Origin of the sequence: Nocardia sp. NPDC056611 (genome assembly GCF_042792755.1) — a bacterium.
Taxonomy (GTDB): Bacteria; Actinomycetota; Actinomycetes; order Mycobacteriales; family Mycobacteriaceae; genus Nocardia.
In genome coordinates, this window is sequence record NZ_JBHTVV010000003.1 from 163,080 (window position 1) to 187,247 (window position 24,168).

General features: G+C 69.8%; 17 protein-coding genes. 5 read left to right on the forward strand and 12 right to left on the reverse strand.

The genetic code is table 11. From position 1 onward, the window contains the following. The first annotated feature begins 333 nt into the window (after positions 1–333). Positions 334–909 carry a TerD family protein gene (locus ACFRAQ_RS17370; protein WP_379102121.1) on the forward strand — a complete coding sequence of 192 codons (576 nt, stop codon included), beginning with the start codon at positions 334–336 and terminating at the stop codon, positions 907–909. On the opposite strand, the gene ACFRAQ_RS17375 is transcribed toward ACFRAQ_RS17370, so the two are convergent. From ACFRAQ_RS17375 to ACFRAQ_RS17400, 6 genes are all read right to left on the reverse strand, one after another. Continuing rightward, entirely contained in the window at positions 891–1,712 is an 822-nt protein-coding gene (locus tag ACFRAQ_RS17375; RefSeq protein WP_379100571.1) for a PLP-dependent cysteine synthase family protein, read from the reverse strand. The genes ACFRAQ_RS17370 and ACFRAQ_RS17375 overlap by 19 nt on opposite strands. Positions 1,713–1,838: 126 nt before the next feature. After that, a complete protein-coding gene (locus tag ACFRAQ_RS17380; protein ID WP_379100573.1) occupies positions 1,839–2,633 on the reverse strand; it encodes an SGNH/GDSL hydrolase family protein in 795 nt (264 codons plus the stop codon). A 76-nt stretch (positions 2,634–2,709) separates the two neighbouring features. Beyond that, complete coding sequence (locus ACFRAQ_RS17385; protein ID WP_379100575.1) at positions 2,710–3,165, reverse strand: nuclear transport factor 2 family protein; 456 nt, start codon at positions 3,163–3,165, stop codon at positions 2,710–2,712. Positions 3,166–3,340: 175 nt separating this feature from the next. Then, positions 3,341–5,104 (reverse strand): oleate hydratase, encoded by a 1,764-nt coding sequence (locus tag ACFRAQ_RS17390; protein ID WP_379100577.1) that lies wholly within the window; start codon positions 5,102–5,104, stop codon positions 3,341–3,343. A gap of 45 nt (positions 5,105–5,149) precedes the next feature. Beyond that, on the reverse strand, positions 5,150–6,010 hold the full coding sequence (locus ACFRAQ_RS17395) for a 3-hydroxyacyl-CoA dehydrogenase (protein ID WP_379102123.1): 861 nt from the start codon (positions 6,008–6,010) through the stop codon (positions 5,150–5,152). A gap of 2 nt (positions 6,011–6,012) precedes the next feature. After that, positions 6,013–6,660 carry a TetR/AcrR family transcriptional regulator gene (locus ACFRAQ_RS17400; RefSeq protein ID WP_379100579.1) on the reverse strand — a complete coding sequence of 216 codons (648 nt, stop codon included), beginning with the start codon at positions 6,658–6,660 and terminating at the stop codon, positions 6,013–6,015. A 108-nt stretch (positions 6,661–6,768) separates the two neighbouring features. On the opposite strand from ACFRAQ_RS17400, the gene ACFRAQ_RS17405 reads away from it, so the two are divergent. Beyond that, positions 6,769–9,057 (forward strand): molybdopterin guanine dinucleotide-containing S/N-oxide reductase, encoded by a 2,289-nt coding sequence (locus ACFRAQ_RS17405; protein WP_379100581.1) that lies wholly within the window; start codon positions 6,769–6,771, stop codon positions 9,055–9,057. An 18-nt stretch (positions 9,058–9,075) separates the two neighbouring features. On the opposite strand, the gene ACFRAQ_RS17410 is transcribed toward ACFRAQ_RS17405, so the two are convergent. Beyond that, positions 9,076–9,954, reverse strand: a complete 879-nt coding sequence (locus tag ACFRAQ_RS17410) for a LysR family transcriptional regulator (RefSeq protein ID WP_379100584.1) — start codon at positions 9,952–9,954, stop codon at positions 9,076–9,078. Between the two features lie 94 nt (positions 9,955–10,048). Between ACFRAQ_RS17410 and ACFRAQ_RS17415 the strand changes: the two genes are divergently transcribed. After that, the gene (locus tag ACFRAQ_RS17415) at positions 10,049–11,311 is read left to right on the forward strand and encodes an MFS transporter (RefSeq protein WP_379100586.1); all 1,263 of its coding nucleotides are present in this window, start codon (positions 10,049–10,051) and stop codon (positions 11,309–11,311) included. On the opposite strand, the gene ACFRAQ_RS17420 is transcribed toward ACFRAQ_RS17415, so the two are convergent. The 3 genes from ACFRAQ_RS17420 to ACFRAQ_RS17430 all read right to left on the reverse strand — a co-directional run bounded on the left by ACFRAQ_RS17420 (position 11,284) and on the right by ACFRAQ_RS17430 (position 19,755). Then, entirely contained in the window at positions 11,284–12,684 is a 1,401-nt protein-coding gene (locus ACFRAQ_RS17420) for an aminotransferase class I/II-fold pyridoxal phosphate-dependent enzyme (protein WP_379100588.1), read from the reverse strand. The genes ACFRAQ_RS17415 and ACFRAQ_RS17420 overlap by 28 nt on opposite strands. Then, positions 12,681–19,025: an SDR family NAD(P)-dependent oxidoreductase gene (locus ACFRAQ_RS17425; RefSeq protein ID WP_379100590.1), complete on the reverse strand. Its 6,345-nt coding sequence runs from the start codon at positions 19,023–19,025 to the stop codon at positions 12,681–12,683. The genes ACFRAQ_RS17420 and ACFRAQ_RS17425 overlap by 4 nt, the downstream gene beginning before the upstream one ends. A gap of 100 nt (positions 19,026–19,125) precedes the next feature. Next, complete coding sequence (locus ACFRAQ_RS17430) at positions 19,126–19,755, reverse strand: GNAT family N-acetyltransferase (RefSeq protein ID WP_379100592.1); 630 nt, start codon at positions 19,753–19,755, stop codon at positions 19,126–19,128. A gap of 278 nt (positions 19,756–20,033) precedes the next feature. Between ACFRAQ_RS17430 and ACFRAQ_RS17435 the strand changes: the two genes are divergently transcribed. Next, on the forward strand, positions 20,034–21,128 hold the full coding sequence (locus tag ACFRAQ_RS17435) for a TerD family protein (RefSeq protein ID WP_379100594.1): 1,095 nt from the start codon (positions 20,034–20,036) through the stop codon (positions 21,126–21,128). A gap of 6 nt (positions 21,129–21,134) precedes the next feature. Here the strand turns inward: ACFRAQ_RS17435 and ACFRAQ_RS17440 are convergent, their stop codons facing one another. Both ACFRAQ_RS17440 and ACFRAQ_RS17445 read right to left on the reverse strand, forming a co-directional pair. Next, on the reverse strand, positions 21,135–22,391 hold the full coding sequence (locus ACFRAQ_RS17440) for a TerD family protein (RefSeq protein WP_379100596.1): 1,257 nt from the start codon (positions 22,389–22,391) through the stop codon (positions 21,135–21,137). A gap of 57 nt (positions 22,392–22,448) precedes the next feature. Then, the gene (locus tag ACFRAQ_RS17445; RefSeq protein WP_379100598.1) at positions 22,449–23,147 is read right to left on the reverse strand and encodes a haloacid dehalogenase type II; all 699 of its coding nucleotides are present in this window, start codon (positions 23,145–23,147) and stop codon (positions 22,449–22,451) included. A 46-nt stretch (positions 23,148–23,193) separates the two neighbouring features. Here ACFRAQ_RS17445 and ACFRAQ_RS17450 point away from each other — a divergent pair, with 46 nt between their 5' ends. After that, positions 23,194–24,057 carry a class I SAM-dependent methyltransferase gene (locus ACFRAQ_RS17450; protein WP_379100600.1) on the forward strand — a complete coding sequence of 288 codons (864 nt, stop codon included), beginning with the start codon at positions 23,194–23,196 and terminating at the stop codon, positions 24,055–24,057. The last annotated feature ends 111 nt before the right edge of the window (positions 24,058–24,168 follow it).

Here is a 24,168-nt window from a genome sequence, read left to right on the forward strand (position 1 = left end):
GTAACAGGTTTCATTTCGATGGGGCCGTTGTTCGCGAGCGTTTCGGAGGAACTGCCGGGCGAGTACATTCGAGGGGTGACGCGCGGTAGGGGGGAGCCGTTGGCGGGCGCGCGATTGCGGGCCGCGATCCGGGAGGCGCACGCCGAGGCGATGCGGGCGGTGGTCGCGGCGGAGCCGGGGGAGCCGGCGGTGCCTCGGGATCTGATCGAGTTGCTGGCGTTGCAGCGGCGGGTGGCGGTGATCGCCGAGCAGTTGGACGCCGAATCGGTGGCTCTGCGGGTGCGACGCGAGGACGATTGGGGATGGGATCGACTTCGGAGGGAAGGTAGTTCGATGAGTGTCAGTTTGGCCAAGGGTGGGAATGTCTCGCTGTCGAAGCAGGCGCCGAATCTGACGAAGGTTTCGGTGGGGCTGGGGTGGGATGTGCGCAGCACCACCGGGGCCGATTTCGACTTGGATGCCAGCGCCATGGCCTGCGGGCCGAATCAGCGCGTGGTGTCGGACAAGCACTTCGTGTTCTACAACAACCTGCGTTCGCCCGAGGGGACCATCGAGCACACGGGCGACAACCTGACCGGTGCGGGGGAGGGCGACGACGAGGTGATCAATGTGGACCTGGCGGCCATGCCGCCCACGATCACGAATATCTTCTTCCCCGTATCGATTTACGACGCCGAGGCCCGGCGGCAGGCGTTCGGGCAGGTCCGGAACGCGTACATCCGGGTGGTGGACGCGGTCACGGGGACGGAACTGGCCCGGTTCGATTTGACCGAGGACGCCTCCACCGAGACGGCGATGGTGTTCGGGGAGTTGTACCGGCACGGCGCGGAATGGAAGTTCCGGGCCATCGGTCAGGGGTATGCGTCCGGATTGGGTGGGATCGCACGGGATTACGGCGTCAACGTCTGACCTTGCTTCAGACCGGAATCCGGTAGCAGCGTGACCACGCGGGCTCGCGGACCCAGGCGGAGCCCCACGCGGATGGCCGCGACCACATTCGCGCCGGAGGAGTTTCCGGCGCGCAGGCCCTCCTCGCGGGCCAGTCGGTGAGCCATGGCCTCGGCGTCGGGACTGGAGACCGGCGCCACCTCGTCGACCAGGGTCGGATCCCACAGGGGCGGTGGATAACCCAGCCCGATGCCCTCGATCCGATGCCGGCCGGGCGGGCCGCCGGACAGCACGGGCGACTCGGCGGGCTCCACCGCCACGACCTGAATCCGCCGCTGTTTGTGATAGCGAAGCAGCGCGGCGCTGCCGCGGAGTGCGGCGGCACTGCCGACCGCCTGAACGAACGCGTCCACGCGGCACTCGGTCTGCGCCCAGATCTCCTGCCCCAGACCGTGATAGCCGGTGATGGCGTCGGTGTTGTTCAGGTGATCGGGCCAGAAGGTGCCGGGCTCCCGGCTCGCCCGCTCGGCCGCGGCGGTGGAGTCGACCAGCCGCAGCCGATACCCCTTGGCCGCGCACACCAGCCCGAGCGCGGAACCGCTACTGCCGCGCGCGTATTCGACCACCGTGTCACCCGGTTGCAGCCGCCCGTCCCGCTCCGCCACCGCGATCATGGCCTGGGCGGCCCGATCCTTCATGCTGCCGGACGGATTCTGCCCTTCGAGCTTCACCAGGATCTCCGCGCACCCCTCGGGCGTCACCCGGTGCAACCGCACCAGCGGAGTATTGCCGATCGCCGCCAAGACGTTGTCGCCGATGAACATGATCCGCGCCGACCCTTCCCGGGCCCCCGACTGGGCTCGGGTTCGATTGTCCGGCAGCGGGGCGGGCTCGCGGGCCGGATCGGCGCAGGTTCGGCCCGCGACGAGGATTCGGTGCGCGCTGAAGATTCAGTGCGCGAGCGGCGCGCCGAGCACCGGCAGCGGCTGCGGCCGCTTGGCGACCCGCTGGTCACCGGAGGAGATCCCGCGCAACCGCCGCATGGCCCACGGCCCCAGCGCGGTTGCCGCCCACTCGAGTTCGGCCGCCATCGACCGCAGCAGCCCCCGCTCGGGCAGCGCGGGGATGAGCGGGCGGGTCCAGGTGTCGTCGGAGCCCGGCAGCCGCAGCGCCTCGGCCATGGCCTCGGCGATGCGCTGATGCCCGAGCGGGCTGGCGTGCAGCCGGTCGGGACTCCACAGCCGCGGATCGGTGACGACGGCGTGATGCCCGGTCTCGGCGACCAGGACCCCGTGCCGCCGTGCCGCCGCCCGCAACCGCTCGTTGAGGATCGACACCCGCCCGCGCAGCGGCCGGGCCAGCGGAATCGTCTCGGCGACATCGGGAAAGGTCAGGGTGGCCACGACCGCGCCGGTCGCGGTGAGCGCGGCGAACATCGCCTCGACATCCGCGACGATGGCGTCCGGATCGAAGGCGGGACGCAGCAGGTCGTTCATGCCCGCGAGCACGGTCGCCAGATCGGGCCGCAACGACAGCGCCGCATCCAGCTGGTCGGCTCGGATCTGCCCGGCCAGCTTCCCGCGCACCGCCAGATTGGCGTACGACAGGCCCGGATTGGCGGCGGCCAGCCGCTCGGCCAGCCGATCCGCCCAGCCCCGCAGGCCGGTCCGGTCGTCGCCGTCGCCGACGCCCTCGGTCTGGCTGTCGCCGAGTGCGACGTAACGGGTGTAGGTGCCATCGGTCATGGCGGATCGGCCTTTCGGTGACTGTCCGTGGATCATCCCAGGGAATCGGCGGCTCCGGCGGCCGCCGCGAACACGTTCACGCACCCGCCGCCTGGTGTTCGGCCGCCGCTGCCTCCCGTTCGATTTGCGCGACGGCCTCGGCCTGGATCCGCGCGAACTGGGCGGCCATCGCCTCGGCCAGCGCCTGGGCGCCCGAGAGCGGGCGGACCATCACCGTGAATTCATCGATCTTGCCGTCGGCGTCGAAGTGCAGGAAGTCGCACCCGGTGATGCGCTTGCCCGCGACCGTGGTCTCGAAGACCAGCGCGTGATCGGCGGCGTCCGGCGCACCGATCTCCTTCACGTACCGGAAGTCCTCGAACACCCGCAGAACCCCGCGCAGAATGGCCGCGGTGATGGCCTTACCCGGGTAGGGCTTGAAGGCGACCGGGCTGGTGAAGACGACATTGTCGGCGAGCAGCGCTTCGATGGCCGCGGCGTCACGGGCCTCGACGGCCTGACGGAACCGCTCCGCCTCTCCGTGCTTGTGCATGATCCCCTCACATCCAGGTAGTCAAATCATTGCCTATATCTTCGAACGGTAGCGCTAAGCCGCAGTAACTGTCCAGAGTCCATATAGACAATTAGTTCACTATCGAGCTCCAGGCCGGATGTGGAGACGACGACGGCCCGATCCCACACGGAACCGGGCCGTCGCGGCGGACGCGCTACTTGCCGATCACGCCGTACTCGGTCAGCAGCTCGCCGATCTCGTTGTTGCCGAGCCGCTTCGCCACCCCGCGCCACAGCAGCTCCGGTCCGGGCAGGTCGATCGGATCGCCGTCGCGCAGCCGGGTCATGGCTGTCAGCAGCGTGCGGATGTCGTAGGTGGAGTTGAACACCTCCGGCACACCCCGCTCGATGTCGAGCAGCTGATACGCCGCCTCCATCCCGGTGCGCACCGAGTACTCGGTGGTGAAGATGCAGTCCCGGCTGGTCTCCGCGAACTGGCCGATGAACGCGAAGTTCACCGATCCCGCGGGCACCACGTCGGGCCGGTCACCGGCCTTGCGGGGCATGAAGAAGGCGGTCACGTACGGCATCATCACCGGCACGCAGCGCGCCGCCTCGGCCGCCAGTTCGGGGATGTCGGACTCGGGCACGCCCAGGTGGTACAGCCATTCCTGGGTGATCTCCGCGCCGGTGCACTCCTGCATGGTCTTCTTCACGTAGTCGCCGGGCTTGTCGGCGAACAGCGCGTACACCCAGACCACGATCTGATCCTTGGGCTGCTGCTTGAAGTGCGGCTGCCGGTTCACCGTCCAGCTCATCAGCCAGCTGGAGTCCTTGACGGTGACGATGCCGCCGGTGACGACCTTGCCGCTGAAGGGATCCCGTTTACAGATCTTCTGAATGTATTCGGGGATGCGCTGATCCAGCGTGGTGACGGTGGCCGACTCCCACTTGGTCTCGGGGATATGCGAGCCGAACACGTCGGGCCGTCCGAAAGCCTCGTCCTTGGCCGCGATGCGCCGCCACAGATCCCACGCCGGGGCCGGGCCCTCGTTCAGCTGGGCGGGCGTGTGCTGGTCGCCCTCGTCGGAGTTCTCGGTCAGCGACCCGATGGTCATCAGCAGCAGATCGTCCGGACCCAGGTCCACCCCGCCGTCGACGCCCTCGGAGGTCCAGTGAATCCTGGTGGCCTGCTTGCGATCCCCGCTGATCTCGAAGTCGACGTCGGTGACGGTGGTGTCGAACCTGAACGTGACGCCCTGGTCCAGCAGCCACCGGTACAGCGGCAGCACCAGCGACTCGTACTGGTTGTACTTGGTGAACTTCAGCGCCGAGAAGTCCGGCAGTCCGCCGATGTGGTGCACGAACCGGTGCAGGTACAGCTTCATCTCCAGCGCGCTGTGCCAGTCCTCGAAGGCGAACATGGTGCGCCAGTACATCCAGAAGTCGCTCTCGAAGAAGTCCTTCGAGAACACCTCGTTGATCCGCTTGCCCTCCATCTCCTCCCGGGTGGCGAGGAAGATCTTGGTGACGTCCTTCTGCGCCTTGTCGTTCAGCGTGAAGAGGTTCTTGGTCTGCGCGCTCTGCCCGCGATTGACGGTGGCGCGCTCCAGCGAGAAGTTCGGGTCGTCCTTGTTGAGCCAGTAGAACTCGTCGAGCACGCTGGCGTCCTCGACCTCGATGGACGGGATGGACCGGAACAGGTCCCACAGGCATTCGAAGTGGTTCTCCATCTCGCGGCCGCCGCGAATGACGAAGCCCTTCTTCGGTTCCTTGATGCCGTCGAGCGCGCCGCCGGGGATCTTCAGCTCTTCCAGAATGGTGATCTTGTCACCGGGCATCCGGCCGTCGCGGATGAGGAAGGCCGCGCCGGACAGCGAGGCGAGACCCGACCCGACGAACCAAGCCGTCTTGCCGTCCACGCCCGCGGGCTTGCGGGGCCGCGCGAAGGCTTCGTAGTTGCCGCTGGTGTACTCCATCAGAACTCCTGTCCCTTGGGGATCGGTCTGGAAAACGGTGTGCGCCTAGGCCGTGTACTTGTAGAACCCCTCGCCGGTGGCGATGCCGAGCTTGCCCTTGTCGATGTAGTTGTCCTTGAGCCACTGCGCGATTCGCTGCCCGGTGGCGTCGCCGCTCATCAGGATGTTGTAGGGCGTGGTGAGCCCGATGATGTCGAGGATCTGGAACGGCCCGGCCGGAGCGCCGGTGCCGATGCGCCAGGTCTTGTCCACCGCCTCGGGCTCCGCGTAGCCGCCCTCGGCGAGGTTCATGGCCGCGTTGAGCAGCGGCACCAGCAGCGAATTGAGGACGTAGCCGGCCTTCTCCTTGTGCAGTTCGATGGGCACCATGCCGATGGCGGAGGCGAAGTCCGCCACCGCCCGGTAGACGGCCGGATCGGTGTCGTCGGTGCCCATGATCTCGGCGGTGTTGAAGTGCCACACCTGATTCGCGAAGTGCAACGCCAGGAACCGGTCGGGCCGGCCGGTGAAATCCTTGATGGCGCTGGGTAGCAGGGTGGAGGAGTTGGTGGCGAAGATGGTGCCCTCGGGGGCGAGCTTGCCCAGCTTCTCGTAGATCTCCTGCTTGAGCGAGAGCACCTCCGGAACCGCCTCGATCACCAGGTCCGCCTCCGAAACGGCCGCGCCCAGATCGGAACTCAGCGTGATGCCCGCCGCGGTCGCCTCGGCCTTGCCGTCGCCCGCGCCGGGCACCTGCTCGCGGTAGGTGGCGGCCAGCTTGTCGAAGCGCCCGCGGGCCGCGGTCAGCGCCGCGTCGTCGATGTCGTATCCGGTGACGTCGAAGCCGCGGAACGCGGTCTGGAACGCGATCTGGGAACCCAGCACACCGGTGCCGAGCACGGTGACCTTGCGGATCTCGATGCCCATTGTCATTGCCTCCCTGTGGATGTGAAGAATCCGGCGATTATCTGTGCGATCTGCGCCCGCAGATCCGCCATGGCGTCGTGCCCGGGATGCGCGCCGGTGGACGGCCGGGCCAACGCCAGATGCAGCACCGCGAAGATGCTGCGACCGGCTACTCGCGCCTGCTCCTCGACCTGTGGTGACCCCGTCGCGCCGGAGTCGGCGACGAGCCGTTCGGCGATCATGGATTCCAGCCGGGCCACCAGGGCCAGGCCCTCGGAGCGGTACTTGTCGGTGGGTGAGCCGAACAGCAGTTCACGCTGATAGACGATGGTGTTCTCGGGCCGTTGCGCGGCGGTCCGCAGCAGCGGGCCCAGCATCTCGTACACCGCCGCGACGGTATCGGCCTGCGCGCGAGCCTGATCCGCGCCGGCCTCCAGCGCCGTGCGCAGCTCCTCGTTGTAAACCATCAGCAACAGTTCGCCTTTGGTGGCCGCGTAGCGGAACAGCGTGCCCGCCGCGATATCGGCGCGATCGGAGATCTGCTGGGTGGTGACCCGGTCGAAGCCCTGCTCGGCAAACAGGGTCGCGGCCGCCTCGAAGATTCTGGACTGTTTGTCGTGCATCTTGCGTTGCCGTCGTCCGACGTGCGCCGATGTGGCCGTTGTGGCCATCGGACACCTCCAACCCTGCCTGCGTAACTGAGTGGACTCAAAAATGAGCGTACTCCTAGCTACTGAATCCGCAACCCCGCCCCAAACGGCCGGGCGTATGTTGTGGGCATGGCCACGCACCTCACCCACTGGGGCGTTCTCGAAGCGGACAGTGACGGCGAACGGCTGACCGCGGTCCGCCCGTGGCGCGCGGACCCCGAACCCACTCCGCTCATCGAGAATGTCGCCTCGGCCCAGCATCATCCGGCCCGTATCGACCAGCCCTATGTGCGGCGCGGCTGGCTGGAACACGGCCCCGGGCCCGGACCTCGCGGCGCGGAGGAGTTCGTGCCGGTCTCGTGGGACACCGCGCTGGATCTGCTGGCCGGTGAATTGTCCAGGGTGTACCGGGAATTCGGTGCCGGCGCCGTCTACGGCGGCTCCTACGGCTGGGCCAGCGCGGGCCGATTCCATCACGCGCAGAGCCAGATTCACCGATTTCTCAACTGCCTCGGCGGCTACGTCTCGCACCGCAACAGCTACAGCCTGGGCGCGTCGACGGTGTTGCTGCCGCACATCCTCGCCGATATGGGCACCATCATGTCCCGGGCCACCACCAAGTCGGTGCTGGCCGAGCACTCGAAGCTGATCGTCTCCTTCGGCGGTCTGTCCACGAAGAACGTGGTGGTCTCGCCCGGCGGGGTCTCCAAGCACAACGGCCGCGGCTGGATCGAGACCGCGCACGCCAACGGCTGCCGCTTCGTCACCATCGGCCCGCTGCGCGACGACAGCCCGGCCGAGGCCCACGCCGAATGGATCGCGTCCCGGCCGGGCAGCGATGCCGCGCTGATGCTCGCGCTGGCCCAGGTACTGGACGCGGAAGGGTTGGCGGACAACGCTTTCCTGGACCGCTACACCGTCGGCTACGACCGCTTCCGGGACTATGTGCGCGGCGCGGAGGACGGCATCGCCAAGGACCCGCACTGGGCCGAGCCCATCACCGGCGTTCCCGCGGACCGGATTCGCGACCTCGCCCGCGCGATGGCGGCCACCCGCACCCTGGTCACGGTGAGCTGGTCGCTGCAGCGGGCCCGCTACGGGGAGCAGCCACTGTGGCTGGGCGTGGTGCTGGCCGCCATGCTCGGCCAGATCGGTCTGCCCGGAGGCGGATTCGGCCACGGCTACGGTTCGGCCGGAAATGTCGGTCTGGCCGTGCGGGTCACGTCCCCGCCGAAACTGCCGCAGGGGCGCAACGCCGTTCCCGACTTCATCCCCGTCGCGCGCATCGCGGACATGCTGCTGAACCCGGGCGAGCCGTACGAGTACAACGGCGAGCATCGCACGTATCCCGCCATCCGCCTGGTCTATTGGGCCGGTGGCAACCCCTTCCATCACCACCAGGACCTGGCCCGGCTGCGCACCGCCTTCGGCCGGCCGGACACCGTGGTGGTGCACGATCCGTTCTGGTCGGCCACGGCCCGGCACGCCGACATCGTGCTGCCCTCGACCATGACCATCGAACGCGACGATTACGGCTCGGGCGAGGGCGACCGCTACCTGTTCCCGATGCCCGCCCTGACCCGGCCGCACGCGCAGGCCCGCGACGACTACTGGATGTTCGGTGAACTGGCCGAAAGGCTCGGCGTCGGTAAGGAATTCACCGAGGGGCGCACAGATCGGGAATGGCTGCGCCACCTCTACGACGAGTGGCGCGACCGATTGAGCGCCCGCGGCCACGAGGTGCCCGACTACGACACCTTCTGGTCCGGGGAATCCCTGGACCTGCCGCTCGAAGCCGAGGAGCACATCGCCTTCGCCGACTTCCGCGCCGACCCGGACGCTCACCCGCTGCACACCCCCAGCGGGCGGATCGAGATCTTCTCCGAGACCATCGCGGGCTTCGGCTACGACGACTGCCCCGGCCACCCGGTGTGGCTCGAACCGGACGAATGGCTGGGCGGCCCGCTGGCCGCCCGGTTCCCGATTCAATTGGTGGCCAACCAGCCTCGTACCAAATTGCACAGTCAGCTCGATATCGGCGCGCACAGTCAGTCCTCGAAGATCCAGGGCCGCGAACCGGTCCGGCTGCACCCGGACGACGCGGCCGCGCGGGGTCTCGCCGCGGGTGACATCGTCCGGATTTTCAACGACCGCGGCAGCTGCCTGGCCGGGCTGGAGATCAGCGATTCGGTGCGCCCGGGCGTCGCGCAGCTGTCCACCGGCGCCTGGTACGACCCCGACCCGGACGACGCGACCTTCTGCCGCCACGGAAACCCCAACGCGGTCACCCGGGATCGCGGCACGTCCCGTCTGAGCCAAGGGTGCACGGGCCAGCTGTCCCTGGTGGAGATCGAGCGCTACGCCGATCCGCTCCCACCCCTGACCGTCACCGGCCCGCCCGCCATCGGCAACCTCTGAAGGCGGCGCGGGGGCAGGTCATCGCCCCGCTCCGCCGTGCGCGACGAGCGCCTCGATGACCGTGCGCGCCGCGTTCGACGGAGTCCGCGTGGCCGCGTGGCCGACGCACAGACGCCACGGCAGCGGATACGGCCGGTAGTCGGCGAACGGGACGCCGGGGGAGAGCCGCGCGACCGACAGCGGGATGAGCGCGACCCCGAAATCCTTGGCCGCCAACTCCAGTGCGAACGCCTGATCGGCCACCTCGATGACCGGGTAGCGGCCCGGGAACAGCTCGTCGGCGATGGTGCGGATGCCCCAGCCCGGCGGGAAGTCGATGAACCGCACCCCGTGCAGATCGGCGGCGTAGAAGGGGCGGCCCGCCAGCGGATGCCCGGGCGCGGTGCACAGCACCAGCGTCTCCTCGGCGATGAGATGGGTGGTGAGGCCGGGGAATTCGTCGCTCATGCCCGCGAGCAGCGCCAGTTCGAGCGAATTGTCCAGCAGCCCGGCCACATTGCCGGCCATTCCGGAGATGCTCTGGCGCATCCGCAGGGTCACCTCCGGATACTGCCGGTGCAGTGCGGCGATGATGCCCGCCAGGTCGATATTGTGGATGTTCATCAGATTGCCGACGACCACCTCGCCGCGGATCTCCCCGCGGGCGGCGTCGATGGCGTCCACGATGTCGCCGCGAGCGCGCAGCAGGGTGCGGGCGGGCGCGACCATGGCCCGGCCCGCGACGGTCGGTTCGAGGGTGCGCGGGGTGCGGTCGAACAGGCGCACCCCGAGTTCGCGCTCGAGTTTGGCGACGCTGGTGGAGACCGCCGACTGCACCAGGTTGAGGTGGCGGGCCGCGGCGGTGAAGGACCGGTGGTCGCAGCAGGCCAGGAAACATTCGATCTGACGCAGCTCCATGGGCCGAGCCTAGTCCTGCCATCAATTCGATAGATAGCAGTATCGAAAACCATCGCTTTTGTAGATTGAAATCCCCGCCCACCATGAAGCGGTGATGGTTTCCACGCTCCGCGCCGCAGCGCCCGCACCGATCGCGCCCGAGACGTCCCCGACGCTGACCCGGACGACGGTGCTGGTGTTCGCGGTGACCGCGGGCTCCTCGGCCGCGGGCAACTACTACCTGCAACCGCTGCTGCACCAGGTCGCCGGCGACCTGCGGGTGTCCACCGCGAGTGCGGCGCTGCTGGTGAGCGCGGCCCAGATCGGCTATCTGTGCGGCCTGGCGTTCCTGGTCCCGCTCGGTGACTTCCTGCGCCGCCACCGCATGGTGCCGGTGCTGCTGCTGGCCTCGGTCGCGGCCCTGCTGGTGTCGGCGTTCGCGCCGAACTACACGGTGCTCGTCGCCGGAGTGGTGGCCACCGGGGTGGCGGCCTCGGCGGCGCAGGTGGTGGTGCCGTGGGCCTCGGCGCTGGCCGATCCGGCGCGGCGCGGGCAGGCGGTCGGCACGGTGATGAGCGGCCTGCTGCTGGGAATCCTGTTGTCGCGGGTGCTGTCCGGGGCGGTGGCGCAGCTGGGCGGCTGGCGCGCGGTGCTGCTGGTGGCGGCCGGACTGCAGGTGGTGATGGCGATCAGTGTGTACCTGCTCGCGCCCGCCACCCCGCGCGCGGCGACCGGCGAGAGCTATCCGCGGGTGCTGGTGTCGATCCTGGGTCTGATCCGCCGCCACGCGGTGTTGCGGCAGCGCATGCTGCTCGGCTTCATCCTGATGGGGAGCTTCTCGCTGGTGTGGACCGCGCTGGCGTTCCAGCTGTCCGGCTCGGGCGGAAGTTCGTACCACTACGGCGAATTCGTGATCGGTCTGTTCGGTCTGGCGGGTGTGGTCGGGGCGTTGGGCGCGCCGGTGGTGGGCCGGCTGGCCGACCGCGGGCATTTGCGCCGCGTCACCACGCTGACCTGGCTGGTGCTGCTGGCCAGTTGGGTGCTGGTGGTGTGGGGCGGGCACAACGTGGTGGCGTTGATCGCCGCGCTGGTGGTCTTCGACTTCGGTATCCAGGGCGCGCATCTGACCAACCAGTCGGCCATCTACACCCTGGATCCGGCCGCGCGCAGCCGCCTGACCACCGCCTACATGGTCACCTATTTCCTCGGCGGCGTGACCGGATCGGTGACCGCCGGGGCCGCGTTCGAGGCGGGCGGCTGGACCCGGGTGTGCGAGATCGGCGTGGCCGCCACGGTGGCCGGTCTGGTGCTGTGGGCGGTGTTCGCACTCCGCCCACAGCACCGCCGGACTCAGACCGCCACGGCCTCCGGCAGCTGACCCGCCAGCGCGATCGCCTCGGCCAGCAGGTCCGCCGTCGACAGCAACTGCCGCTCGGTGTGCTCGGAGGTGATGAAGAAGCGCAGCCGCTCCTTGCCCACCGGCACCGCCGGGGCCGAGATGGCCCCGGCGTACACGCCCTGGCGCAGCAGGTGCGCGGACACGAACCCGGCCCGCATCTCGCCCGGCACGATCACCGGCACGATCGGCGTGCCCTGGGACTCACCGAGATCCAGTCCCCGCTCCCGTAGCGCGGTGTCGAACAGCCGGGCGTTGTGCCACAGCCGGGCCACCCGATCCGGTTCGGCCGCGAGCACATCCAGACCGGCCAGCGCCGCCGCGATGGCGGACGGCGCGGGCGCACCGGTCAGCATCGCCACGCCCGGCGCACTGGATTTCATCGCCGCGATCAGGTCGGCGTCGGCGGCGATGAACCCGCCGACGCTGCCCAGCGCCTTGGACAGCGTGCCCATCCAGATGTCGACCTCGGCCCCGGCCATGCCGTAGTGCTCGCGGATGCCGTGCCCGGCCGCGCCGAACACGCCGAGCGAGTGGGCCTCGTCCACCATGACGGCGCAGTCGAATTCGCGGGCCACGGCGGCCAGTTCGGCCACCCGGCCGACGGTGCCGTCCATCGAGTAGTGGCCTTCCAGCACCACCAGCGCCCGATCGAACCCGGACCGCGACATCTTCAGCACCGACCGCAGCGAGTCGGGATCATTGTGCCGGAAGTTGATCCGGCGGCAGCCCGCCCACTGCGTGCCCGAGACCACGCTGCCGTGGATCAGGCTGTCGCAGAACGCGACATCACCCTCGCGCAGCAGGAAGCCGATGACGCCCGCGTTGGTGAGGTAGCCGCTGGTGGTCACCATGGCGTCGCCCACGTCGTACATTCCGGCGAGCCGCTGCTCCAGTTCGCCGTAGAGCGGGATCTCGCCGGACACGATCCGGCTGGCCGAGGCCGACGCGCCGTACCGGTCGAGGGCCTCCTGGGCCGCCCGCACCACCCGCGGGTGGCTGGACAGTCCCAGGTAGTTGTAGGCGCTGAAGTTCACCAGGTCGGTGTCCATGGCCCGGATGACGGTGTCGTTCGGGCTGTTCCGCGGCAGGAACAGCGGATTCGGCATGCCCGACTGCTCGCTGATGGCCGCGATGGCCGCCCGTTTGGCGACGGCCGCCGCGACCTCCGGATGATCGGCGAACTGGCGACCCGGCCCGCGAGGGGCGCGAGCCGGACCGGTCCGCCCCGAGAGGGGAGCCGGCGTGGCGGGCGCGGTGTGCCGGACCGCGGAGGCCGGGCCGCGTACTCCCGCCTCCGTGGTCGCGTTGCCCGCCAGCAGCTTCCGTGCCAGGTCCCGTGCGGATTCGCTCATGCCGACACCGCCCCGGTGTTCGCGCCGACCAGCATCTCGGCGGCGCGCGCCCCCGCGAGCTGGAGGGTGAACGACCGCCCGACCTTCATCGACAGCAGGTCCACGCCCAGCGTCTTGCCCACCAGCGCACCGAATTCCACCGCCATCAGCGAGTCCAGGCCCAGTTCCGGCACCGGGATCGTGAGGTCGATGGAGTCGGCGTCGACGCCCATCACCACGGCCAGTTGCTCGGCCAGCATGTGCGCCACCACGTCGGCCCGCTTCTGCTCGTCGAGTTCGCGCAGCGCCGACACCAGCTGCGAGGCCGCCGAATTGTCCTGCGCCGCCGCGGCGATCAGCTCGGCGGTGCGGCCGGTCATGGCGTACCAGGACACCGTGGAGGCCACCGTCGACCAGTTGATCGGGATGATCGACGCCTGGTGATGGATGCCCAGTTCCAGGGCCTTCTCCAGGTATTCGACGCCCTCGTCCATGTCGATCGGGTCGAATCCGGCGGTGCGCAGGTAGCGGGACACGTAGTCGTCGTCGGCCATACCGCCGCCGGACATGTGACCCCAGCCGACCGCCAGCGCCGTGCCGCCGTCGCGGACCACCAGGTCGGCGGTGGCATTGAGCGCGAGATTGGCCGCGGTGTAGGCGTATTGGCCGATGCTGCCGAAGATGGTGCTGCCGGAGGAGAACAACACGAACATGTCGAGCTCGGCTCCGGCGGCGGCCAGCCCGTGCCGCAGCGCGATCACGCCCTCCGCCTTGGGCCGGTACACCTTGGCCAGGCTGTCCCGGTCCATGTCGGCGACCCGCTTGTCGTCGAGCGTGCCCGCGGTGTGGAAGACGCCGCGCAACGGGTGCTCGGCGGAATGGGCCCGCGCCACCACGGCTTCCATGGCGTCGATGTCGGTGACGTCCACCAGTTCCTCGGTGACCTCGACGCCCTGCGCCCGCCAGCGCGCCAGCTGGGCGCGGGCGGCGTCGGTGGTCGCGCCGCCCCGGCCCAGCAGGGTCAGGTGGCGTGCGCCCAGCCCGGCCAGCCAGCGCCCCACGGCGAGGCCGAACGCGCCGAACCCGCCGGTGATCAGGTACCGGGCCGCCGGATCCACGGTGACCGCCGCGATCAGCGGACGCACCTGCGGCGCTTCGGATTCCAGGCTCACCGCGATCCGGCCGAGCTGTGCCGAACGGGCCACGTCCTCGAAGGCCCGGGCCACGTCGGCGGTGTCGTACACCTCGAACGGCAGGTACCGGTAGTGGCCCGCAGCTAGCTTCTCCTGTACGCCGCGCACCAGATCGCTGGTGGCCGACCGCTTGATCGCCAGCATGCGGTCCAGGTCGAAGGAGTGGTAGGAGAGGTTCTTGTCGAAGTACCCCAGGTCGAGCACGCCGCCGCCGTAGATGTCGGCCTTGCCGATCTCCACGATGCGCCCGAACTCGGCCACCGCCTTGAAGTTCTGCCGCAGGATCTCCCCGGGCGCGGTGCTGATCACCACGTCCGCGCCGCGGCCCGAGGTGAGGCCCAGGACGTCGTCGGCGAAGTTCAGCGACCGCGAGTCCAGTGCGTGGTCGGCGCCCTGTTCGAGCACGTAGGCCCGGCGCTCGTCACTGCTGGCGGTGCCGATCACCGTGGCCCCGTACAGCTTCGCGACCTGCACCGCGGCCGACCCGACACCACCCGCCGCGCCGTGCACCAGCACCACCTCGCCCTTGCGCACCCGCGCCAGTTCGAGCAGCGAGTGCTCGGCGGTGGCGAACGCGACGGTGCTGGTGCACGCGCCGGGCTCGGTGTCGGCCGGCACCCGGGTGACCAGGTCGGCCTCGGTGGTGTGGAAGCGGGAGATCATGCCCTTGGACGTCACGAACACCCGGTCGCCGACCGCGAGATCGTCGACGCCCGCACCGGTCCGGACGACGACGGCGTCGGCCTCCATCCCGGGCTCGGTGCCGTAGAAGGTGCCCGCCATCTCGCGCTCACCGAGCACCCCGATGACCTTGAGCGGGTCCTTGTAGCCGAGACCGACCGCCAGGATGCGCACCTCGACCTCGCCCGCCCCGGGCGCGCGGCGTTCGCAGCGCCGCCACGCCAGCCGCGACAGCACCCGCGACTTGGGCAGCTCCAGCCGGAAGTTCGCCTCCGGATCGGTGAGCGGCTCGGCCCGGTCCAGGCCCTCGATGCGCTCGGGCAGGGTGGCCGCGACCACCGTCACCCAGCGCAACCCGTTGCGCAGCACCACTTCATCGGAGTGGTCGTAGGTGAACGCGCCCGGCACTGCCAGCTCCGCCGCCAGGTCCGCCTCGGTCACCTCCGGATCCACGTCGATGAGCCGCCAGCGCAGCCGCGGCTGCTCGTTGAGCAGCACCCGGCGGGCGCCGGCCAGCGCGGCGTGCGCCGGATCGGGGACCGCGTCCTCGTCGGGGTGCGCGAAGGCCCGCTCGGTGACCAGGGAGACGTGCACGGAACCGTCACCGGTCATGGGGATTTCCTCGCCGCGCTGCTCGAGCCAGTCCTCGAGGAAGGCCTCGACGGTGACCGCGATGCGGCGCAGCGTCCACAGCGCGTCGAGGTCGGCGTACTCGTGGCCCGCGACCAGCACGATGTGCGTGCGTTCGACGCCGTTCAGCGCCACGATCCGCTGGAGCCGCTCGCGCACGACGGATTCCAGGTCCGCACGGCCCGGATCACCCACGGCGAGCACCTCGCCGTGGGCCGTGGCGCCCGCGATGGATGTGGCCCGCGCTCCCGCCTCGGCGGCGAAGTCGACGGCCAGCGTGTACGCGGTGTCGGGGGTGGGCAGGGCGGTGGTGTCCACCGGTTCCCGCATGTCCCAGCGGTCCTCGTAGAAGTAGTCCGTGAGCCGTTGCAGCGCACCACGATCGGGGTTGATGTCGCCCAGCCGCAGGCCCAGGATCCGCATGACGATGTTCTCCTCATCGTCGAGCAGGTCGTAGTCGCAGGTGAGCTCGTCGGCGGTCCGGTCGCCGCCGGCGCTGTTGAGGCGGGCCACCACGGTCACCCGCTCCGGGATGGGCGCGAACACCCGCACGCCTGCGACGGCGACCGGAACCAGCGCTCCCCGTCCGGCGTTCGGCGCGGCGGCGAGGACCGCTCCGAAGCACTGCACGGCCGCGTCGACGACCGCCGGGTGGGCGAGGTGCCCGCTGTCGTGGGCGATGGTTCCGTCCAGGGTGGCGACCACGGTATTGCCGCTCACCCGCAGCGCGGTGGCGCGGCGGAAGTCCGGGCCGTAGTCGAGGCCGCGGGCGGCGAAGGCGGTGTAGTAGGCGTCGGGGTCGATGGCGGCCATCTCCTCGAGCACCGGCAGCTCGGCCTTGGACGGCTCGTAGACGCCCTCGACCAGGCGGCCGGTGGCGTTGACCGTCCAGGCGTCGCCCGCCGCGTCGCGGGAGCGAATGCTGAAGCGCCGTGTGGATTCCTCCACCTGTAGTTCCACCACCGGGGCCATGCCCTCGTCCACCACCAGCGGCGCGAGGAACCGGACGTCCTCGACGGCGACCCGGGTGGACTCGGTGCGCAGCGCCGCCGCGCTCAGGGCCGCGTCCAGGTACGCCGCGCCTGGCAGGATGCGGGAGCCGCCCACCACATGGTCGGCCAGCCACGGCATGTCGCCGACGCTGAGCTGGACGCGCCACGCGGTGTTCGGGTGCTCCGGTACGGGGTCGCCGAGCATGCGGTACATGCCGGGCGTGCCGTACTTGAGCCGCTGCATCCCGCTCAGTTCGACGCGTAGCCGGGTGCGCTGCCACGGGTAGCGCGGCAGGTCCACATGCCGGGTGACCAGATCGCCGAAGAGGGCGTCGATGTCGAGCACGCCCGCCGCGTACAGCCCGGCCAGGGTCTGCCGGACGCTCTCGGCGTCGTCCTGCTTGCGGTTGAGGGTGGCGACGGTGGTGCCGGTCTCGTTCGCGCCGATCAGGATCTCGCGAATGTTGGCGCCCAGCACCGGGTGCGGGCCGACCTCCAGGAACACCCGGCTGCCCGCGCCCACCAGTTCGGTGATGGCGTCGGCGAAGCGGACGGGCTGCCGCACATTGGCGCACCAGTAGGTCGCGTCCCAGTCGGCCGTGGTCACCCGGGCGCCGGTCACGGTGGACCACAGCGGGATACGCGGCTCGGCGAGGCTCAGCCCGGCCAGGGCGGCGGTCAGCTCGTCGAGGATGGGGTCCATCAGGTAGCTGTGATACGGCACCTCGACCTGGAGTCGGCGCGCGAAAACGCCTTGTTCGGTGAGGGATTCGGCGATCTCGTCGAGCCGCTGCTCGTTGCCCGCCAGGGTGACCGCGCTCGGGCTGTTGATCGCGGCGATGCTGACCAGCTCGTCGCCGTCGATCAGCTCCAGTGCGGCGGCGGGGGGCAGACCGACCGCGAGCATGCCGCCCGAACCGGCCGTGGTCGCCTGTAGGCGGGCGCGATGGAAGCTGACCAGCAGCGCGTCCCGCAGCGACAGCATCCCGGTGACGTAGGCCGCCGACACCTCGCCGACACTGTGGCCGACCACCGCGGCGGGCCGGATGCCCAGCTCCTCGAGCAGGGCGACCAGGGCGACCTGGATCAGGAAGTTGGCGGGCTGGGCGACCGCGGTCGAGGTGACCCGCGACTGCTCCTCGGGCCGCAGCAGCTCCTCGACGATCGACCAGCCCGAGATCTCCCGGAACACCGCGTCGATCCGCTCGGCCTCGGCGGCGAAAACGCCACCGGTGGTGAGCAATTGACGGCCCATGGCCCACCACTGCGGACCCATGCCGGTGAACACGAACACCGGTTCGGGCGCCTTGCGGGCGATCACCTTGGCGGTGCGGCCCTCGCCGCCCGCGAAGTCGATCAGCGCCCGCACCAGCTCGGCGTCGTCACCGAAGGTGAGGCCCGCGCGCACGCCGTGATGGTGCCGCCGGGTCCACGCCGCCTCGGCCAGCCGGGCGGGTTCGGCTCCGGCGGCGATGAGCTCGGCGTAGCCGCGGGCCAGTTCGCGCGCGGCGGTGTCGGTGCGCGCCGAGATCGGCAGCACACCAAGGTGTCTGGGCTCACGCTCCGGCGTGTCCGCCGCGACGTACTCCTGGAGGATGACGTGCGCGTTGGTGCCGCCGTAGCCGAATCCGTTGACCGCGAGCGTCATTCGGGTCTCCGGATCGACCGGCTGCGCCTCCACCTGCAGAGCCAGACCCAGCTCGTCGAACGGGATCTCCGGGTTCGGCTCGTTCAGCCAGCCCTGCGGCGCGATGGTGCGGTGGGTGATGGCCAGCGCCGACTTGATGACGCTCGCGATGCCCGAGGCGGCCTCGGTGTGCCCGAGCTGCCCCTTGACCGAGCCCACGCCCAGCGGCGCGGTCCGGCCCTCGACCTGCCCGTAGGCGCGCCCGATGGCCCGCAGTTCCAGCGGGTCGCCGACCGGGGTGCCGGTGCCGTGCGCCTCCACGTAGGTGACCTCGTGCGGGGCGATGCCCGCCCGTTCGGTGACCGACTTGGCCAGGGCCTCCTGCAGATCCGCGTTGGGGACGGTGATGGCGGTGGTGCGCCCGTCCTGATTGGATCCGGTGGCCTTGACCACCGCGTAGATCCGATCCCCGGCGCGCTCGGCGTCCTCGAGCCGCTTGAGCACCACCATGCCCGAGCCCTCACCGCGGCCGTAGCCGTCGGCGGCGGCGTCGAAGGGCTTGCTGCGGCCGTCGGCGGCCAGGAAGCCGCCCTTGCACATGGAGACGAACACCTCCGGCTGCAGCAGCATGGTGACGCCGCCCGCCAGCGCCACCTCGCAGTCGCCGTTGGCCAGCGCCTGGCAGGCCAGGTGGAAGGCCACCAGCGACGACGAGCAGGCGGTGTCGACGGTGAGCGCGGGGCCGATCATGTTGAGCGCGTACGCGATCCGGTTGGACAGCATGGTGTACGACGCGCCCGCCGCGGTGTGCATGTCCACCCACGGCAGCGCCGCGTTGGTGTTGGACACCGCCATCTGGTCCAGCGTGAAGGCCCCGACGTAGACGCCGATCGGCGCGCCCGCGGCCTGTCCGGCGATGCCCGCGTCGTCGAGCGCCTCCCAGGCCACCTCGAGGACGAGCCGCTGCTGCGGGTCCATGGCGGCGGCTTCGCGCGGCGAGATGCCGAAGAAGTCGGGGTCGAAGGCCCACGGGTCGCCGGTCATGAAGGCGGCCCGTTTGGTGTACATACGTCCCGGCGTGCGTTTGTCCGGGTCGTAATACCGGCGGTAGTCCCACCGGTCGGACGGGATCTCCACGACCCCGTCGCCCTTGTTGATGATGAAGTCCCAGAACGACTCCGGGGAATCGATGCCGCCGGCATAGCGGCACCCGATTCCGACAATGGCAAGGTCAGACACTGCATCTCCTCGGAAAACAGAACGAACCTGGTGATCCCCCCCGAGGGCGCGCGGCGGCGGCCCGATCGTGTTCCGCGATCGGGCTCCCCTCCGAGTCATGTCAGCCCGCGGTCACGCCCGCCGGCCGCAGCATGAAATTCAATTCCGGACCCTTACTCCCGATTCGGGTTCCGGCGAGCCGCGCGAAGTCCATCGCCTGGTAGTAGCCGACGTTGGCGTCCTTGCAGATGCCGCACAGGGCGCGCCCGTGGGCCTCGGACTCGGCGATGAGCCAGCGGGTCAATGCCCGGCCGATGCCCGAACGCGGGACCGTGGGGTCCGCGCCCAGGTAGACCATGTAGTTGTGCGGCTCGGCGGGGGCGGAGCCGGCGATGGCGGCGTCCACCTCGATACCCCGGCGGGTGGCCGCCGGACCCATGGCCCACAACAGCTGTGGACCCGAAATCGCTTCCCGCCAAGCGGTATTGCGGAAGCGGTCGGGAATCCACAGCAACGCGCCGACGATCACGCCGTCGATCTCCGCGACGATGGCCGCCTCGGCGGGCAGGTAGCGATGCCGGACGAGGACGCGCAGCATGCCCGGCGTGCGTCGCGCGCGCACCTCCGGATCGGGGAAAACGTAGTCCTCGATCGGATCGTCGGACTCGAAGGCCAGGGCGATGACCCGGACGATGTCCTCGATGTCGGATTCGGTGGCGCGGCGAATGGTCGGTGTACCCGACTGAACCAAAACTGTCCCTTACGTTTTCGTGCCCGCCAGCGCCCGACTTCGATGACGGCCAGTCCTTCGTCCTACTACTCGACGGTAACCTGAACGGCTACTGATCGGTAATGTACCCAACAGTTACTGAACATGCGACCGATTCACTTTGTGGCATAAAACGATTCGCCGGGAGATGGCCAAGCGCCTCCGTATGCCCTAAGGTTCGCGCGCACAAAGTGCCACGCGCGAAACAGATATGGGTTCGTTTCATCCAGGTGTCGGGCCGAACCCATAGAGTGGAGAACGTGGCCGCACTTCTCACCCAAGGGCAGACCGGTGAACTGGGCGTCTCGGACATCACCGTGACGGTGCATTTCAGCGCGGGAGTCGATCTCGCCGCGCTGCTCCTGACCGATCGCGGTGCCGTACGTGACGATACCGACCTGATCTTCTACAACCAGCCCACCGGCCCCGGCATCCAGCTGGTGCCCGGGCACCACGCCGTCGCCGTGAACCTGAGCGCCGTGCCGCCGGGCGTGGCCCATATTCGCATCGTGGCCAGCCTCGACGACCGCGACAGCCGCTTCGGCGACCATCCCGCCCCGCACATCGGCATCGCCGACGATCGCGGAAACCCGCTGTACGAGTACGTGATCGACGGCCTCGGCAACGAGACCACGGTGGCGGCGGTGGACCTGGACCGCGGCGACGACGGCTGGTACGCCCGCGCGGTCGGCTTCGGCCACCCCCGCGGCTTCGCGGCGCTGGTCGCGGATCACGGTGTGTCCATCAGCAATTCGCCGCACACGGCCCGCCCCGCCGCCCCGGCGATCGCGCCGGTCATGAAGTCCGGCGACACGGTGGCCCTACGGCGGCAGGGCCAGGACCTGAGCTTCGTCAAGATGGGCCTGGGCTGGGATCCCGTGCACGTGCAGCACAAATGGGGTTCGCGGCCGGTCGAGATCGACCTCGACGCCTCGGCCCTGGTCTACGCCGGGCACGATCTGATCGACGCCGCCTACTACGGCCAGCTCGTCACCAAGGACGGCGCCATCCGGCACTCCGGCGACAACCTCACCGGTGAGGGCAAGGGCGACGACGAGACCATCACCGTGGACCTGACCCGGATCGGCCCGCAGGTCACCACCATCGTCTTCGTCATCACCTCCTACGCGGGCCACACCTTCGAGCGGGTCCGGAACGCGTTCTGGCGCTTGACCGACGGCACCACCAGCACCGAGCTCACCCGCTCCAATCTGAGCTCGGGCGGCGCGCACACCGGCATGGTGGTGGCCAAGGTACATCGCGAGGACGGCATCTGGAAGGTGTCGGCGCTGGGGCATCCGATCGAGGCCGGGCACCCGGTCGAAGCGGCCTCCCAGGTGGTCGGATTCCTGTGAGCGGGTTCAGTCCACGGTGATGAACCGGCCCAGCTGCGGCACCGCCTCGCCCGGGTGCTTGGCCTGGAAGCCCTCGCCGATGGCCTGCAGTTTCCATTCGCCGCCCGAGCGGAACACCTTCGCCATGGCGATGGCCGTGAACGGCATGCCGCCCGCCAGCGCGTAGCGGGCCAGCTCGGCCTGCGTGGTGTCGTCCACCAGCCGGCAGTAGGCATTGCTGACCTGCTCGAAGGTGTGGCCCTGGTAGGAGGTGACGATGAACAGCAGCGTATTCACATGGCGCGGAATGCGACTCAGGTCGACCAGGATCACCTCGTCGTCCCCGGCCGCGCCCTCGCCGGTGAGATTGTCGCCGGAGTGCCGGATGGACCCGTCCTTCGAGATCAGCTGACCGTAGTAGGCGACGTCCACCAGGTGCCGGTCGGCGAACATGGCCACCCAGGCGTCCAGGTCGATGTTCGCCGCGCGGCGGCCGAACAGTCCGCCCTGTTTGGCCGGGTCCCAGCCCAGGCCCATGCGGATGCGGGTCAGCGCGACCCCGCCCTCCTTGCGCAGCGTGACGCGCTGCCCCTTGGACAGATTCACCGGCTTGGCGCCCGAGAGCCCGCCCTCGGTGGGCTGCTGTGGCGGATAGGGCGGCGGAGGCGGCGGCTGGGTGCGGTCGGCCGGCGTCGGCGGGACCGGGGGCGGAGCGATCGGCGGCGGGTAGGCCGACGGCGGCGGTGGGGGAGCGACGGGCATCGGGGCGGGCCGCGGCGCGTCCTCGACCGTCACGCCGTGATCGCGGACCAGGGCGGCGAACCCGCCCGCGTATCCCTGTCCGACCGCCCGCACCTTCCAGGCGCCGTAGCGCCGGTACAGCTCGACCGCGATGACGATGGACTCGCTCTGCAGGTCCTCGATCTTGTACTCGTACAGCGCGTTCCCGCCCGGGTCGGAGACCACCGCGACCGGCGGGGCGATCCGCCCGAAGGTGGCCCCGGTCCCGTCGAGGGTGATGACGGCCCGGATCTGGGTGATCTCGGCGGGCACCTGCGCCAAGGAGACCGCCAGGTCGGCGGGCGGTCCGGCCACGCCGTTGCGCAGCCGCACCCCCGGACCGGTCGGCTGGTTGTAGAACACGAAGTCGTTGTCCGAGCGCACTTTCCCCTGCTCGGTCACCAGCAGTGCGGACAATTCGGCGGTGGCCGCGACGCGGACGGAGACCACCACCTCCGCCGCGGCCAGTGCGCCGTTCTGACCCTTCACGAGTGTTGTGGACAAGGCCGATCCTCCCGTATCGAAAACGCCCACCTGCCACTCTAGGAGACGGGTCGGCCCTCAGCAGGCGAGCTGGTCGGCCAGATCCAGGAAATCCACGGCATTGATATCGAACTCGGCGGAGAACTCGGCATCGGCGAGCGCGGGATCGCCGTATTCGAGCGGCCGGGCCACGAACGCGGTCCGGAAACCGAGCTCGCGCGCGGCCCGGATGTCGTACTTGTGGCTGGCCACCATCATGATCTCCGACGGCTCCAGGCCCAGGTAGCGGGCGGCCAGGCCGTAGGTGCGCGGATCCGGCTTGAAGGCGCCCACCATCTCGGCCGCGAAGACGGCGTGCCAGGGCAGGTCACCGTGGCGCGTAATCTCCACCACCGCACTGACATCGGCATTGGACAGGGTCGCGAGAGTGAACTTCGTGCGCAGGCGGCGCAGGCCGGGGACCGTATCGGGCCACGGATCCAGACGCGCCCAGGCGCGGGCCAGTTCGTCGCGGGCGGCGAGCTTCAGGTCGATGCCCTCGGCCGCGAGCAGCGGGTCGAGGGTCTTGCGGTAGATCGACGCCACGCTCACCCACCCGCTGTCCGCGGGCTGCCGCGAGGTCTCCGTGAAATAGGCCGCGCGCCAGTCGTTCACGAACTTTCCCCAGTCCTGGTCCGGGCTCAGCTCCCCGGCGGCCGCGACGGCGGCCCGCACGATGGTCGAATGGAAGTCGGTGGCGGTTCCCTGGACATCGAACAGCAGTGCTCTAGGCCTCATCGCGTTCACGGCGAAAGCCTACGAGATCGGTTCTAGGCTGGCGGGCATGGAGATCGGTCGGGCCAGCAGAACAGCCTTGGCGACCGCGTACGCGCGCGCCTACCACCAGCTCTCGGGCGAACCACGGGTCTTCACCGATCCCCTGGCGGCGCGGATCGCGGGCGTCACCGCCGAGCGGATCGCCGATCTCGACACCGCGACCCTGGACCGGCCCGGCGGTCCGGACCCCCGGCAACGGATCCGGCGCTACTTCCTCGCCGCCCGGGCTCGATTCGCCGAGGACGTGGTGGCGAGCGCGGTCGCGGCGGGAACCGAGCAGGTGGTGATTCTCGGCGCGGGGCTCGATACCTTCGGATACCGCAATCCGTATCCGGGACTGCGCGTGTTCGAGGTCGATCACCCGGATACCCAGACCTGGAAGCGCGACCGGCTCGCGCAGGCCGGGATCGAGATTCCCGAGTCGCTCACCTTCGTGCCCGTCGACTTCGAAACCGACACGCTGGCAGCGGGTTTGGCCGCCGCCGGATTCGACAGCGAGCGGTCCGCGGTGTTCGTCTGGCTCGGGGTGGTGATGTACCTGACCCGGCCCGCCATCGAGGACACCCTGCGGTTCATCGCCGGACAAGGACGGCCGGTGCACCTGGTCCTCGACTACCTGAGCAGCGGCACCACCGACGAGGAACGCGCGTCGGTCCGCGAGCGCGCCGCCCGGATCGCCGCCATCAGCGAGCCCTGGCTCAGCTACTTCGAGCACGAGGACATCGAGGCGCTGCTGCGGTCCTGCGGCTTCAACACCGTCGAGGCGCGGCCGCTGGCGGAGCTGTTCACCGACTACCTCGGCGAGCCGCTCGCGGGCCTGCCCGCCCGGAACCGGCCCGCGCCGCTGCTGTACGCCGCGGCCGGGGCGTGAGCCGCCGCGCTCACCCGTTTGCCCGGCATTTGCACTGGTAGCCCCGGTGCGGTGGCGCTCGACCGATGTATTGCCCGATCAGCTTCGGACCGGTATTCAGTTCGCTCGGGT

What these genes read in the sequence shown, in the direction of transcription:
- ACFRAQ_RS17450 (WP_379100600.1), top strand. Translation starts at nt 23,194, where the DNA reads ATGGAGATCGGTCGGGCCAGCAGAACAGCCTTGGCGACCGCGTACGCG.
- ACFRAQ_RS17380 (WP_379100573.1), bottom strand. Translation starts at nt 2,633, where the DNA reads ATGACCGATGGCACCTACACCCGTTACGTCGCACTCGGCGACAGCCAG.
- ACFRAQ_RS17390 (WP_379100577.1), bottom strand. Translation starts at nt 5,104, where the DNA reads ATGGAGTACACCAGCGGCAACTACGAAGCCTTCGCGCGGCCCCGCAAG.
- ACFRAQ_RS17400 (WP_379100579.1), bottom strand. Translation starts at nt 6,660, where the DNA reads ATGGCCACAACGGCCACATCGGCGCACGTCGGACGACGGCAACGCAAG.
- ACFRAQ_RS17395 (WP_379102123.1), bottom strand. Translation starts at nt 6,010, where the DNA reads ATGGGCATCGAGATCCGCAAGGTCACCGTGCTCGGCACCGGTGTGCTG.
- ACFRAQ_RS17370 (WP_379102121.1), top strand. Translation starts at nt 334, where the DNA reads ATGAGTGTCAGTTTGGCCAAGGGTGGGAATGTCTCGCTGTCGAAGCAG.
- ACFRAQ_RS17445 (WP_379100598.1), bottom strand. Translation starts at nt 23,147, where the DNA reads ATGAGGCCTAGAGCACTGCTGTTCGATGTCCAGGGAACCGCCACCGAC.
- ACFRAQ_RS17415 (WP_379100586.1), top strand. Translation starts at nt 10,049, where the DNA reads ATGGTTTCCACGCTCCGCGCCGCAGCGCCCGCACCGATCGCGCCCGAG.
- ACFRAQ_RS17405 (WP_379100581.1), top strand. Translation starts at nt 6,769, where the DNA reads ATGGCCACGCACCTCACCCACTGGGGCGTTCTCGAAGCGGACAGTGAC.
- ACFRAQ_RS17420 (WP_379100588.1), bottom strand. Translation starts at nt 12,684, where the DNA reads ATGAGCGAATCCGCACGGGACCTGGCACGGAAGCTGCTGGCGGGCAAC.
- ACFRAQ_RS17385 (WP_379100575.1), bottom strand. Translation starts at nt 3,165, where the DNA reads ATGCACAAGCACGGAGAGGCGGAGCGGTTCCGTCAGGCCGTCGAGGCC.
- ACFRAQ_RS17375 (WP_379100571.1), bottom strand. Translation starts at nt 1,712, where the DNA reads ATGTTCATCGGCGACAACGTCTTGGCGGCGATCGGCAATACTCCGCTG.
- ACFRAQ_RS17410 (WP_379100584.1), bottom strand. Translation starts at nt 9,954, where the DNA reads ATGGAGCTGCGTCAGATCGAATGTTTCCTGGCCTGCTGCGACCACCGG.